Origin of the sequence: Christiangramia aestuarii (assembly GCF_009735585.1) — a bacterium.
GTDB lineage: Bacteria > Bacteroidota > Bacteroidia > Flavobacteriales > Flavobacteriaceae > Christiangramia > Christiangramia aestuarii.
This window is the reverse complement of sequence record NZ_VJVW01000005.1, coordinates 53,113-67,178: the sequence shown is the minus strand read 5'-3', so window position 1 is coordinate 67,178 and position 14,066 is coordinate 53,113. Positions and strand designations below refer to the sequence as shown.

Annotated in this window: 9 protein-coding genes and 1 tRNA gene; 3 read left to right on the top strand and 7 right to left on the bottom strand. The window is 42.9% G+C overall.

Annotated elements, in window-relative coordinates; all coding sequences use genetic code 11:
- The first annotated feature begins 53 nt into the window (after nt 1-53).
- A tRNA-Pro gene (locus FLP08_RS13105) sits at nt 54-127 on the top strand.
- Nucleotides 128-188: 61 nt separating this feature from the next.
- Here the strand turns inward: FLP08_RS13105 and FLP08_RS13100 are convergent.
- From FLP08_RS13100 to FLP08_RS13075, 6 genes are all read right to left on the bottom strand, one after another.
- A complete protein-coding gene (locus FLP08_RS13100) occupies nt 189-863 on the bottom strand; it encodes an ABC transporter ATP-binding protein (RefSeq protein ID WP_156277304.1) in 675 nt (224 codons plus the stop codon).
- A gap of 8 nt (nt 864-871) precedes the next feature.
- Entirely contained in the window at nt 872-2,134 is a 1,263-nt protein-coding gene (locus tag FLP08_RS13095; RefSeq protein WP_156277303.1) for an ABC transporter permease, read from the bottom strand.
- Nucleotides 2,131-3,216, bottom strand: coding sequence for an efflux RND transporter periplasmic adaptor subunit (locus tag FLP08_RS13090; protein WP_156277301.1), 1,086 nt, complete (start codon nt 3,214-3,216; stop codon nt 2,131-2,133). Before FLP08_RS13090 ends, FLP08_RS13095 begins: the two co-directional genes overlap by 4 nt.
- 142 nt (nt 3,217-3,358) lie before the next feature.
- Nucleotides 3,359-6,385: an AAA family ATPase gene (locus FLP08_RS13085; RefSeq protein ID WP_156277299.1), complete on the bottom strand. Its 3,027-nt coding sequence runs from the start codon at nt 6,383-6,385 to the stop codon at nt 3,359-3,361.
- Nucleotides 6,386-7,606, bottom strand: a complete 1,221-nt coding sequence (locus FLP08_RS13080) for an exonuclease SbcCD subunit D C-terminal domain-containing protein (protein WP_156277297.1) — start codon at nt 7,604-7,606, stop codon at nt 6,386-6,388. It abuts the gene before it with no gap.
- A 173-nt stretch (nt 7,607-7,779) separates the two neighbouring features.
- On the bottom strand, nt 7,780-8,526 hold the full coding sequence (locus tag FLP08_RS13075) for a spondin domain-containing protein (RefSeq protein WP_156277295.1): 747 nt from the start codon (nt 8,524-8,526) through the stop codon (nt 7,780-7,782).
- A 227-nt stretch (nt 8,527-8,753) separates the two neighbouring features.
- Between FLP08_RS13075 and FLP08_RS13070 the strand changes: the two genes are divergently transcribed.
- Nucleotides 8,754-9,452: a response regulator transcription factor gene (locus FLP08_RS13070; RefSeq protein ID WP_156277293.1), complete on the top strand. Its 699-nt coding sequence runs from the start codon at nt 8,754-8,756 to the stop codon at nt 9,450-9,452.
- Nucleotides 9,453-9,456: 4 nt separating this feature from the next.
- Nucleotides 9,457-10,935 (top strand): HAMP domain-containing sensor histidine kinase, encoded by a 1,479-nt coding sequence (locus tag FLP08_RS13065; protein ID WP_156277291.1) that lies wholly within the window; start codon nt 9,457-9,459, stop codon nt 10,933-10,935.
- Between the two features lie 2 nt (nt 10,936-10,937).
- On the opposite strand, the gene FLP08_RS13060 is transcribed toward FLP08_RS13065, so the two are convergent.
- Complete coding sequence (locus tag FLP08_RS13060) at nt 10,938-14,063, bottom strand: efflux RND transporter permease subunit (protein WP_156277289.1); 3,126 nt, start codon at nt 14,061-14,063, stop codon at nt 10,938-10,940.
- Nucleotides 14,064-14,066: the final 3 nt, after the last annotated feature.

Here is a 14,066-nt window from a genome sequence, read left to right as displayed (position 1 = left end):
GCTGCTCCAAAGAAGCTTAAACTTCTATAAACTATAACTGGGCGTATTTTATTCGGGATGTGGCGCAGTCTGGTAGCGTATACGCATGGGGTGCGTGGGGTCGCTGGTTCGAATCCAGTCATCCCGACAATCAAAAAAGTGGTGCTTTTGCATCACTTTTTTTCTTTTAAGGAGCAAAGCCCTTTTGTTTAATCCAAGATCTTTCCATCTTCCATTCTAATGATCCGGTCGGTTTTTGCGGCAAAATCCTCGTCGTGCGTGACTACAAGCAGGGATAAGCCCTGATCATTGCTTAACTCCCTGAATATATTAAAAACAATTTCTGAATTATAGGTATCCAGGTTACCCGTAGGTTCATCTCCCATGATGATCATTGGTTCATTGATAAGCGACCTGGCAATAGCTACTCTTTGTTTTTCTCCTCCAGAAATTCGGGAAGCTTTTTTCATTGCTAGTCCTTCTATACCCAGTATCCTGAGTTTTTCGATCGCGTCATGTTCAATTTCGGGAAGATCTTTTCGTGCCAGCTTCCTGGCGGGCAGCATTACGTTTTCCAGTACTGTAAATTCCGGAAGCAAGTAATGGAACTGGAATACAAAGCCTATATGTTCATTACGGATTCGAGACAATTCATTTGAAGCCTGCCCTGTAATAAGCTGGTCATTAAGCCAGAGCTCACCCTCATAATCTGTATCCATGGTAGAAAGAATGTATAAAAGTGTAGATTTTCCGCAGCCGGACTTTCCCATGATGGACACAAATTCACCGGGCTCCACTTTAAAATTGATATCCCTAAGTACATGGAAAAGCACAGGCTTTTTAAAATACTTGTTTATATTTCTAGTTTCCAGCAGCCTCTTCATATCTAGTTTTATTGTCTCCTGATGATATCTACGGGATCTATTTTTTTTGCTCTATGCGAGGGTAAATAACCCGCCAGGAATGTCGATATTAGCGCGAAACCTATTCCTATCAGGTAGAACCAGGGATCGTAATTAATTGGATAGGTCTTGATGGTGGGCAGGGCTTCTGTTTGAAAAGGGATGTTATCTATTACTCTGGAAAGGATATAACCTATCAGCAATCCCAGTAAGCCACCAATGAAACCGATAAGCATCGCCTGACTCATAAAGATCATTTGGACGTCCTTACCCGAAAACCCGGTAGCTTTAAGGATCGCGATATCGTTCATTTTTTCATATATAAGCATATTCAGGATATTATAGATGCCAAAGCCGGCTACGATGAGTAGGGTAATAGAAACAGCATAAGTTATGAGGTTTCTTATGGTAGAGCCGGTTTCGAACTGGGCATTGGCCGTATTTATATCTACGGCCTCCAGCCTGAACTGTTCTTGGATCTTGTTGGCAAGTATCGGAGCATAATCTATGTCTTTAAGCTTTACGTTGATATCGGTTATATAATTTTCAGGTTCTCCCAGAATTCGCTGTACCGTCTTAATGGAAGCGAAACTCTGTATATTGTCCAGGTCAGCAATGCCGCTTTGGAAGATCCCAGCGACCTTTAGCGGGAAACTTCCCCCTTTAACTGTGCTTATCTGCAGCCTGTCGCCAATGGATATAGCTAGCTTTTTGGCTACTCCGGCTCCCAGGAAAATAGCATTATCAACATTTTCCAGGGACTGGGGTTCACCCTCTATAAGATAATCCCCAAAATTGAAATAACGTACTTCCTGCATGGCATCGATCCCGGTTAAATTGCCGCCAAGTTCTATGGAACCTGAAATATAAAAGATTTGAGTTTTAACCTGGGGGATGGCAGCAAGCACCGGTTCTTCTTTCTCTATGAGATCAATTATTGGCAGGGCATTGTGGATCTTTTTCTGTGTCTGCCTTGGTTTGATGGAATGGATCATTTTAAGGCTATTCTCAAATTCTGAAAAAAGATCTGCCGGCTGATCTTCCGAGGCCTGAATCTCATTATAGATATGCACGTGAGGGGTTTGATTCAGAATAAGGCTGTCCAGCATCTGGTTTAAACCCGTCATAAAACCAACCAGGCTAATATAGGAGCCGATACCAAAAGTGACTCCCAGGGCTGCGATAGCCGTTTGTCGGAACTTGCTCAGCAAATGTGTCCTGGCAATACTCAGTATTAAATTCCAGTTGGTCATGGAGAAGGTCTATAGATCCAGGTGTCTTTAGTAATGCCCGAAAGGATTTCCACCATTTCCAGGTTTTCCATCCCAACCTGTACTTTAATCATCCCATCGTCGGTGCTTACCTTTGAGTCTTCAATGAGATAGTCGCGGGGAATGCTCAGGGTGTTCTCTTTCTGGCCTATAAGAATATTAGCTTCGCCCGATAGGCCAGGGTAGAGGGTGGGAGGTATATCTGTAAATCTAGCCTCTACCTTAAAGGTTTGGTTCATTTGGTCTTTTTTCGGATATATTTTATGAATAACCGCTTTAAAAACCTCATTTTCGTAAGCGTCTAATACAACAAAACACTGCTGGCCTTTTTGCAGTTTTACGATATCTACTTCGTCTACCAGCATCTCTATCACAAAAACCGAAGCACTACCCAGGCTGGCAATGGGCTCTATGGTGGTCACGCTCTCACCCTTTTTCTTATATAAAGCATAGACCATCCCGTTGATCTTTGAGGTTATAGTATAATCCTCGGTGATTATCAGGGAATTCTTATAATTGTTATAGGCCTGTTGCAGTTGGGTCTCCAGTTCGTTCCTGGTTCTACTGTATTTGTTCTGAAGTAACTCAAGCTGATTTTTCGATAATTCGTATTCTAGCTTTTTTTGTTCATAAGTGACCTTAGAACCAATTTCCTGCTGCCAGAGCTTTTCCTGCCTCTTAAAGTAAATGGAATCATTATTTAGTTTTAACCTGGCGGTCTCGATCTCTTCCTTAATTCCGCTTAGAATGGTACTGTTACCGCTAAGGTTCTTTTTAGCCAGATCATAAGCAAGCAGGGCATTTTTGGTATTCAGCCGGGGATTGCTGTTTATGATCTGGAGGAGGGGTTGTCCAGGTTCTACTGTATCTCCTTCTACCACAAATTCCTTTTCCAGGATACCATTTACTGCCGAAAAAACCTCGTAAAGGCTGTCTGGCTGTATATTTACCGAGGCATAAACAAACTCAGAGATGGGGCCAAAAGTAGGTTTGATCTTATCCCTGGGTTTATCGCAGGAAAAGATCAGAAGGCAAAGCAATATTGCGGGGATAAACCGACACATCTGTATCCTATTTCCCTCAAATTTCAAATATTAATCGGTCATTAAGAATGATCGATATCATATTTAGCCTTAATCCAGCTAAGCTTTAATGGCAGGAAGAAACGGATTGTTCTTAAATCTATCCAATTCCTCTGTACGAAATTCAGGTAATTTTCAAACTACTATATCCCTGCCCGTTCCGGGTAAGTTTTATTTGAGTGGATATACGCTCTTTTAGAGAATCCACATGACTTATGATCCCAATGGTTTTAGAGCTTTCTGCCTGTAGTTTTTCCAGGGTGTCCAGGGTTTGATCAAGGGTTTCCGGATCCAGGGTTCCGAAGCCTTCATCAATGAACAGGCTGTTGATCTCAACATTCTTAGAGGCTAGATCAGATAAAGCCAAAGCCATACTGAGACTTAGAATAAAGGTCTCCCCGCCAGACAATGTTTTTACCGATCTGCGCTGCCCGCCCATATGTTCATCGATGGCAACCAGGCCGTCGTCTTCCTCCGGTACGGGTTTGTCGATGAGGTAACGGTCGTTAAGATCCTGTAAACGCAGGTTCGCCAGTTTTAATAATTGCGAAAGGGTAAGGTCCTGCGCGAAATCATTGAATTGTTTCCCCTTGGAATCTCCAATGAGTTCATTAAGCAGCCTCCATCGTTTGGTTTGTTTTTCCTTTTCTGCGATCTGTTCCTGCAGGTCTTTCATCCTTTTAAGGCGTTCCTGCTGATTTTTAAGCTTACGCTCCAGTTCTTTGCATTCATTGCTCAGGCTGGTGAAAAGTGTATTCCTTTCTTCCAGTTGCTTCAGCAGCTTTTCTTTTTCGGTCTCGGAACCCAGTTTTTTTAGCCTTTCCAATTGCTCGTAAAGCAGTTTTATTGATGCTCTGGAATCATCGATGAGTTTAGAGATCTGTTGCTTTTCGTGGCGAAGTTTCGAGGCCTCAGCTTCCGGCATCAAGGCTTTCCATGCTCCTTCTATATTTTCAAAATCGGTATTAGCCACGAATTGCTCTAAATGCTGTTCTGTTTTTGAGATCTGGTTAGCGAGATCTGAAATCTGCTTTTCATTTTCCCCGGCTCTTTCCTGGTAATGTGAAAAATTCTCTCGCAGTTTTATCCACGTATTGGAGATCTGCTGTACATCGTTTTGAATGTTGTTCCCGGTGTAGATAGCATCGAGTTCTTTTTTTAATGCTTTTCCGTGGCTCACGATATCCTTCAATTCTTTCGCTAACGGAATACTATTTTTGATCGCCCTGGATTTTTTTACCTGGTTTTCGAGTTCAGAAATTGCTTCTAATCTTGCTTCCAGTTGTTCTGCGACTAGCTCTATTTCTTTTCGGGAGTCAATGTTTTCAAACTGTTTATAATTGTTCGAAAATGCAGCCCTGCTTTTTTCCTGTTCCTGCTGAAGTTTTTGCAGTTTTTCCTGTAAGTCATTCCGTCGCTTTTGCAGGCTGGAGAATTCCGCTTCTAGCTGATGAAGCTCTTTGTCTGCTGACTGTGACCTTGCTTTCAATTCAGAAATTTCCTTTTCCAGGTCATTGTCTTGAAGATCCAGCTCATGCGCATAGGGATGATGCTCTGAACCGCAGAGTGGGCAGGCTTCTCCATCTTTCAGTTTCTTTCTAAGATCTTCCAGGCTGGCCTTCATCAACTCGAGCTCTTTCTTCTGTTCAGCATTCTGAAGTTGGAGTCTAAGTGATTCTGAAACAGTTTTTTTATCTTTTATTTTTTCCGGAAGTTGCTCAAAAATCTTTTCATCTTTTTCCAGCTCTTTCCTGGTATTCTGCAATTCTGAATTCAGATTTTCAATATTCAGAAATGCATTTGCAGCTTCGCGGGCAGTTTTGATCCCTGACCTTGTTTTTTGCTGAAGTTCATTTAGGTCTGCAGCTGATTCAATTTTTAAATCCTGGCTGATTGCCGTTTTTTTCTTTTCAGAATTCTCTAATTCTGAAGTGAGCATAGCTAAGGAACCTTGCAGGTCCTGCTCATTAAAATTGATCCCGGTATCACGAAGTTCAGATAAAAGCTGGTCTTTTTTCGCGGTATAGGAATTAAGCTTGTTTTTTCTTGTCTCCTGCAGCCCGAGAACTTTTTCCCTGAAGGAATTTAGTTTTTCAGAAATGCTCTCAGCGGTTACCGATTCACCAACCAGGTCTGAGCTTTGTTTTAATAACTTCGACTGTTGCTCCAGATTTGCTTTTTTAGCCGTTGAGATCTTTTCTTTTGTTTCGCGTGCATCCTTCAGATTATTTCTTAACTGGTTCCACGCTCTTAACTGGTCTGCTTCTGCCTGTACCTTTTCATGCTGTTTTAATGGGAATCCGTGTTCAGCGTCGAATTTCTTTAATTCTTCGGTAGCCGTTGTTTCAATCTGTTTCTGTTTAAGGATCTCCTTTTCCTGGGTCTCAATATCATCCTTTAGCTGGATCGCTTTTTTGAACTTTTCGATCTCTTTCTGATGAGTTTCACACTGACTTGCCTTCAGTTTAAGATCAGCTTCATGTTGATCGATAATTTCATCTTCCAGCAGGTCGTTTTGGATGACCCTTATCTCATTTTGTTGCTCCTGTATCTCGCGATTTGCTTCTTTATTCTTTTCAAAAGCCTTGATACCGAGCTGGCGATATATGCCGGTACCTGTTATTTTTTCAAGTAATTCACCGCGCTCCTCTTTTTTCGCTTTCAGAAACTGAGCGAATTCACCCTGGGCCAGTAAAACCGCTTTGATGAACTGATCATAATTGAGTCCTATCAATTCCTCGTTTTTGTTCGGAACCATGGACTTTTTAAGGTCCAGCAACTTTCCTGAATGATGATCATGGATCTCCATCTCATAATCGTTCAGGTTACCATTTCTATTGATCTCGATGGTCCATTGCGAGCTGTAAATACCATTATTACATTCATAAGTAACCCTGGCCATGGAATTTTTCTGGTTGCGGGTAAGGATCGCCCCTTTGCTCTGGATCTCATTTTTGGTGATCTTACCCAAACGAGGCACATGATTGAAAAGGGCCAGGGAAATGACATCCAGAATACTGCTCTTTCCGCTGCCGGTTGGGCCGGTAATGGCGAAAAGAGAATTAGTAAGAAAAGGTTCCTGGCTGAAATCTATCTGGTGAAAACCTTTCAGGGAATTGATATTCTCGAATTCTACTTTCAGGATCTTCATTTATTCAGCGGTATTTTCAGATTGTACTTCTTCCAGGATCTCATCAAAAACGGCGAGAATTTCATTCCTATCTTCATCAGAATATTCATGATGGGCAATTAGTTCCGTAAACACATCTTTCGGTTTAAGATCTTCCAGTTTCTGCTCATTCTTATAAAGTTCTGCCGCACCTTTTACCCGGTTCTTAAATTGCACCCTTTGCTTCACGATCTCGAAACCTTCCCGTTTAAAATCGTTCACCATGCTATCCAGCGCATAGATCTTTTGTGCATCATACTGGTTTTCTACCAGGTCGACTTCGATAAGAGAAATGAGTTCAGATCTTTTTTCAAGGCTGTTTAATTTTAACTGAAGTTCCTCCAGATTTCCGCTTAGCCTTATCAATTGCCTGAAGTTCGGCAGGTTGATACTTTCAGGTTCATAACCTTTTTCGGTATCAAGAACCAGCACCCGTTTTTCATCTGTTCTTTCGGAAAATGAAAGTGGAATAGGGGAGCCGCTGTACAATACGGGTATACCTGCATTTACCCGCTGTGGTTTATGGATATGGCCCAGAGCAACATATTTGAAATACTCACCGAATTGCGAAGCCTGGAAAGCGGCCAGGTTTCCTATTTGAATATCCCGCTCACTTTCTGAAGATTCAATACCCGCGGTATATAAATGCCCCATGGCGATCACCGGGATATCAGGATATTTTTCCTGACAAATTTCCGCAGCCGAATGGAATATATTTTTAATTCCTTCCCTGATGGCTTCCAGCCTGTCTTCATAATTGCTGGCTCCGGCACCCGATCTAAGATCTGCATCCCTTAGGTAAGGGATCGCGGCCACCACCAGCTCAATTTCCTTATTCTTGCCATAAACCGGAACCAGGGTTTCTTCGAGGTCTGCAGGTAAACCACCAATTACTTCCATGTCCAGGGCCTTCATCAGCTCTCTGGGAGCGTCAAGCATAGAAGGGGAATCATGATTACCACCGGTGGCTATGATCTTACAATTTAGCTTTTGAAGCTTGATCAAAGCCTGGTAATATTGTTTCCTGGCTTCCGAAGAAGGATTGGCCAGGTCGAAAATATCACCTGATATGAGCAGCACATCGATATGTTCTGATCTTATATATTCAATGAGCCAGTTGATGAAAAGATCAAAATCTTCACTAAGCTCGTGTTTATGTAGTTTTTTACCAATATGCCAGTCGGCAGTGTGGAGTATTTTCATGTTTTTGGAACTTACCCTGCAAAGTAATTAAGTTTTAACGCCATTTCAAGTCGTCTTAAATAATTTATCTACATATTATCCCGACTAGAACCGTATTAATGTATAAATCACAATACGCCCTGAAAGTTCAGGACGTATTGCTTCTTTTTCATAGCATATATGGGGGCGAGCTTTTAATACATTGGGGTAACAGTTACCTTGATTATATCGCTGATCTCTGGATAGTTATATCCGTCATCAACCACTCTTACTACACCATCTTCAACAATACCGGTATCAGGGCCAGATTGTCTTGGCGCCTGGTTTGGTCCGACTCCGGGTTCTTCATTTACTTCGGTTCCCGCATCCCACAGGGAAAGGTACATGGTCACATCACCAGAAATAGGTTGCTTAACATCATCGAATAGTGGAATACCCTGGGCATCTGGCCCAATGAACAGGTCGTTAGACTGTATGAACATGGTGGCGAAATTAAGGTAATCGTTATGTTTCGCTTCCACATAGAACTCATATGCACCTCCGGGAAAGATAGGAGCAGGGCCTGCTGCATCTACGGGGGTGTTAAAGATCCCATGGGAGCGAACCTTGGCATCGTTCATCAGGTTTTCATAAAGCTCACCCGGGCTTCCGTCTTCAGCAATGGCTTCAAGGCCTTCGCCGTAATCTGTTTCTCCGGCAGTAAATAATGCTGCGGAATTTTTCTTTTGTACCAGGTAGATTCCCGGAGAAAAAGGAGTGGTAAAAGTTCCTTCTTCGGTCACATTTTCGATAACTACTTTAAATGTTGTGAAAGCGTCATTTTCCTGTCCTTTTTCACTTTGAAGGTCGGCAGTCGAAATTTCGGTGATCTCTTCATTATCTGTGGAACAGCTAATAAAAGCAAAGGCTACTGCTAAAGCTAAAAATTGTAATCGTCTCATAACTAATGATTTTAATGGTTAAACATCTTAATACAAACTTAGCCCTGAGTTATCACGATTCTGTAACAGGAAAATATGCTTTGTATAACGTTCTGAAAATCTGATTTTTATAAATCGTTTTATATGTCTTTTTGTACTGAACCAATTTTACAGAAATTTCCCGATGTGATAATTTCGTGATGTTTATTTGACTGAACTTCAGTAATTTGGTGGTAAATAAATGGCTTATGACCAATATTTTAGTTGTTGAAGACGATAAACACATCGCAGAACTTATCTCGGTGAATCTAAAGGATGACCTTACCGAGGTACATTGTTCCTATAATGGGAACGAGGGTTACCTGGAAGCAACAAATTCAGATTACGATCTCATTATTCTCGACCTAATGCTGCCAGGAAAAAAAGGGATGGATATTTGCCGGGACCTGCGCGCTTCCAATATCAATACTCCGGTTTTAATGCTCACCAGTAAAAGCGATGAGATCGATAAAATACTGGGACTGGAATCCGGAGCCGATGATTATATCACCAAGCCATTTAGCATCAGGGAATTTCAGGCAAGGGTAAAGGCTATTTTAAGGAGAAGACAGCTGGATGCCGAACAGGAACAGGATTCCCAAAAACCCGAGGTGTTTGTAAAAGACCTTTATATTCAGCAGGAAATGCGCAAGGTAGAGCTGGATGGAGAGCGCATCAATCTCACCCCGAAAGAATTCGAATTGCTTTGTCTCTTAGCCAATAATCCCGGAAAGACCTACAGCCGTGCCGAACTTTTACATCAGATCTGGGGTTATGAATTCGAAGGTTATGAGCATACCGTGAATTCACATATAAACAGGTTGCGTGGGAAGCTCGAAAAGGATGCCAGCGATCCTGAATATATTTTAACTACCTGGGGCGTGGGCTATAGATTTACAGAAGATTGAAGCTATGAAAACTAAGAATACACTTTTCTATCAGATTGCCGGGATCCTAATCCTGATATTTGTGGTGCTGGCCTTATTGTTCACACAGACTTCTCTTAAGGTTTCCGAGGATTATCACAACGAGATCACCCAGGGACTTAACCGGAATGTCGCAAAGTATATTGTGGAAGAGGTTCAGGGACTTTATAATGGAGATTCGGTAGTTGCTGCGAAAATGGGGGACCTCATGCATCATATCATGGCTACCAATCCCGCCACAGAAGTCTACCTGCTGGATCTGGAAGGCAATATCTTAAAGCACGTGGCGATGGACAAGGAGGTGAAAGCTTCTAAAATAGATCTTGAGCCAATTCAGCAATTCATTGCGGCAGATGGGGAAACCTATATAAAGGGTGATGACCCAAAGTTACCCGGTGAGAAGAAAATATTTTCGGCAGCGCCCTATACTTATGAAGGAGAGAAAGTAGGATATATCTATACCATCGTTGGCGGCAACGATTATGATAGCCTGCTGGATAAACACCAGGGGAGTTACATAAGGAAATTAAGCGTTCGTAATATGTTGTATGGTTTGCTGGCGGCTCTAATTATTTCACTGCTGGCAATTTATTTCCTTACCCGTAATTTTAATAAGATCACCACGGCCTTTAAATCTTTCCAGAACGGAAATCATGATGCGAGGATAAAGGGTGTGAAAAGCGGCGAGATGGGGATGCTTGCACGGACGTTTAATGAAATGGCCGGCACTATTCAGAATAATATCATCAAACTGCAAAGCGTGGATCAGCTTCGTAAAGAGCTGGTGGCAAATATCTCCCATGATCTTCGCACTCCGGTAGCTTCGATAAGAGGTTTCGTAGAAACCCTGATGATCAAAAAGGACGAATTATCTGAAGCAGATAAGGAAAGATATATGCAAATCGTTTTGAAGGATTCAGACCGGTTAAAGAAACTTGTGGATGATCTTTTTGAACTAAGTAAACTGGAAGCCAAACAAAGGGAATTAAATGCCGAACCAATTCAGATGGCCGAGATCATACAGGATACAGCCGATAAATATCGTATCCTCGCCAAGGAAAAAGGAATCAGCATCAATACGATTTACTCTAAAGACCTTCCCCTGGTGTACGGGGACATTGCGCTTATAGATCGGGCTTTGCAGAATATCATCGATAACGCGATCGCGCATTGTGAAAATGGAGATGTAGTTACCCTTGACCTTTCCAGGAATGAAGATGAAGTGAAAATCACCGTGGCAGATACCGGTTCAGGAATCTCTGCGGATGAGCTACCCCATATCTTCGACCGGTATAGAAAAGGTAAATTCCTTACAGATTCTGAAAAAGGCAGCGGCCTGGGTCTTGCCATCGTTAAGAAAATAATGGAGTTGCATAAAGTGAAGATTCATGTGAACAGTGTTATAAATAAAGGAACGCAATTCTTTTTCAGTTTGCCTACCCAAAATAAATACAGTTCAATTTAAGATCAGTATTGAGCGGCCGGTTCCTTTTCCACGGTCTTGCCTTTTTCAAAGTAAAGCCTGATTTCTTCAGAGATCAGATATAAACAAGGCACGATAACCAGAATGATCGAAGTCGCAAATACGATCCCAAATCCAAGTGAAATAGCCATGGGAATCAGGTAATAAGCCTGGCTGGAAGTTTCCAGAATTATAGGGGTTAATCCACCAAAAGTAGTTAAGGTAGTAAGCATAATTGGCCTGAAACGTCTGATACCTGCCTCGTGTATGGAATCGTAGATCGAATTGGATTCACGTTTTTTATTCGCATAATCTATCATGATAAGGGAATCGTTTACCACCACCCCTGAAAGTGCGATCACTCCCATCAAACTCACCAGGGAAAGATCATAACCCAGTAAAATATGACCAATCACGGCACCCACGATACCAAAAGGAATAGCCATAAGCACTATTAGCGGTTGAGTATAGCTGTTAAAGGCAATGGCCAGTAAGGCGTAAATTAAGAGCAAAGCAATACTGAAACCGCTCCAGAGCGAAGAAGTAGATTCCCTCATGTCTGCCTGGCTACCTTCAAAGCTCCAGGTAATCCCTGGAAAATCTGCGCGTAATTGCGGTAACACTTCCTCTTCTATAGATGCCAGTACCTGGGAAACCGTGTTCGCCGGCTCTACATCCATTCCCACGGTAACTACCCGGCTACCGTCTCTGCGGTTAATATTAGTGAAAGCTTCCCGCTGTTCAACATCAACCACATCAAGCAAGGGAACTTCTACTCCCGCCGGGGTACGCACCAGAAAGTTTTCCAGGTTTTGAATATCCCGGCGTTCTTCCAAAGGTAATTTCACCCTGACTTCGATTTCGTTGGTTCCCCTGAGCTGCCTCATGGCCAGGGCCCCGTAGAAAGCATCTCTAACCTGCCGGCCAACTTCAGAAGAAGTAAGTCCCAGGTTACGACCTTCTGGCTTTAATTTGAAATCATACTGCATCTTGCCCTTGTTGTAATTATCATTTACATCACGGGTATTACTAAATGATTTCACTCTTTGCAGAAAAGCCTGGCTGGCTCTTTCCAGGACATCAATATTGGGATGGCTTAGGTCTACACTAATTGCCTGCTGGTAACCACCGGGACCTCTTTCAGCCTCAAAGGTGATCTGGTCTACACCTTCTATATCCCCAATATTATCGCGCCATAAGGCGATCACTTCTCGAGCGGTCATCTCTCTTTGGTCTGGCGGGCGCATCACGATCTCGACATCGATGAAATTCTGTCCCCGTACATTGGTTTTTATTCCTTCAGCAACTTCATATAAATTATGCTTTTCGAACATCTGCCGGGTAGACTCAGTAATCTCTTCGGCAACCTTGGCAGCCTGCAGGGGAGTAGTGCCCACGGGCAGGGAAACCCCGGCTTCGATCTCATCTGCAGCGACCTCTGGCATCAGGATCATTCCCATATGATCGCTGTAGCCATAGGCTCCTACCATCAATAAAAGAGCAATGGCAGCAGTTAAGGTGATATATCTGAATTCAAGACATTTATCCAGCAACGGCCGGTAATATTTATCTATAAGCCGATCGAAACCACGGGCAAATTTTTCCTGCCAGTCTTCAAATTTCCTTATAAAGCCCTTCTTTTTTTTAATTGAAAGATGGGCCAGGTGAGAGGGTAAAATGAATAAAGCTTCAAGCAGTGAAATTGCTAGGATCACGATTACCACCACTGGTAGTGGCCACCAGAATTTACCGGTCTCTCCCGGCATAAATAGTAAGGGCACAAAGGCAATGATCGTGGTAATTATACTGAAGATAACCGGCCTTGAAACATCTTTGGTTCCTTTGATCGCGGCATTTATGGCGCTCATCCCTTTCTGGCGATATTCGTAAACATTCTCACCAACCACGATGGCATCGTCCACCACGATCCCCAATACGATTAGAAATCCGAACATAGAGATCATATTGATGCTTACACCCACAAGCGGTAAAAACAGCATTCCGCCAATAAAGGAAATCGCCATACCCATCATCACCCAGAAGGCAAGCCTGTATTCGAGGAAAAGGGTAAGAATCACCATGACGATGATGATGGCAAGCACCCCATTTTCTGTAAGCAGTGATAATCTTTCACGATAATCTTCGGCTCGATTGCTATCAATTCTATATTCAATTCCTGGTGGAAGTTGAAAATCGTCCAGGATCTCGTTAGTAATCTCTGAAATTTCTAAGGGAGACTGGTCACCAACCCTATAGATACTAAGGCTTACCGCAGGCTGCTGATTGAACTGCCCATGAAAACCGGTTTCTTCAAAGCCATCTGTAATTTTTGCGATGTCTGCGAGAGTCACTTTTGCGCCGGAAGGGGAGGAGACAATGGTTATACTTCCGAATTCTTCCGCCCACTGCTTGCGCTCTTTCATTCTAAGAAGGATCTCGCCAGATTCGGTTTCCACAGCACCTGCGGGGACATCCTGGCTAGATGTTTCAATAATATCGGCGACCTGGCCTAAAGTGAGATTGTATTCACGGAGCTTATTCCGGGGGATTTCGATATGGGTCATGTAATCTGGAACATTACCCAGTTCTACCTGAGTGATATTTGGATTGCTAAGAAGCCTATTCCTGAGTCTTTCTGCCAGCTGTCTTAGGGTCCAGATATCGGTATTTCCAAAGAGGCTTATCTCCAGTACATCCCTTTGCCTGGTTTGCAGATTTACCTGGGGTTCTTCAATATCGTCGGGAAAGGTTCTAATTCGGCTAACAGCCTGGTCAATTTCCTGAAAGCTTTTCATCCGGTTGGCCCCGGCAATAAGTTCTATGGTAACATTTCCCGAACCTTCATTGGCCGTGGAAACGATCTCTTTGATTCCCTGTATGCCGCGCACCGCTTCTTCCACGGGAAGGATGATACCCTGTTCCACTTCGGCAGGAGCTGCCCCGGGATAAGTGACATTAACTTCAACATAATCCAGCTGAAATTCCGGAAAGACCTCTTTCTGGATCTTGAACATGGTATAGATTCCTCCGCCCAGTAAAACCAGCATTAATAGGTTTGCGGCAATAGAATTCCTTGCCATATATCCTATGACTCCCTCACGCCTCGCTTTTTTTTCTCCTTTCCCGCTCATAAA

Excerpts from the sequence above, each read along its gene's own strand:
- FLP08_RS13100 (WP_156277304.1), bottom strand. The coding sequence starts at position 863 with ATGAAGAGGCTGCTGGAAACTAGAAATATAAACAAGTATTTTAAAAAG.
- FLP08_RS13095 (WP_156277303.1), bottom strand. The coding sequence starts at position 2,134 with ATGACCAACTGGAATTTAATACTGAGTATTGCCAGGACACATTTGCTG.
- FLP08_RS13090 (WP_156277301.1), bottom strand. The coding sequence starts at position 3,216 with ATGTGTCGGTTTATCCCCGCAATATTGCTTTGCCTTCTGATCTTTTCC.
- FLP08_RS13085 (WP_156277299.1), bottom strand. The coding sequence starts at position 6,385 with ATGAAGATCCTGAAAGTAGAATTCGAGAATATCAATTCCCTGAAAGGT.
- FLP08_RS13080 (WP_156277297.1), bottom strand. The coding sequence starts at position 7,606 with ATGAAAATACTCCACACTGCCGACTGGCATATTGGTAAAAAACTACAT.
- FLP08_RS13075 (WP_156277295.1), bottom strand. The coding sequence starts at position 8,526 with ATGAGACGATTACAATTTTTAGCTTTAGCAGTAGCCTTTGCTTTTATT.
- FLP08_RS13070 (WP_156277293.1), top strand. The coding sequence starts at position 8,754 with ATGACCAATATTTTAGTTGTTGAAGACGATAAACACATCGCAGAACTT.
- FLP08_RS13065 (WP_156277291.1), top strand. The coding sequence starts at position 9,457 with ATGAAAACTAAGAATACACTTTTCTATCAGATTGCCGGGATCCTAATC.
- FLP08_RS13060 (WP_156277289.1), bottom strand. The coding sequence starts at position 14,063 with ATGAGCGGGAAAGGAGAAAAAAAAGCGAGGCGTGAGGGAGTCATAGGA.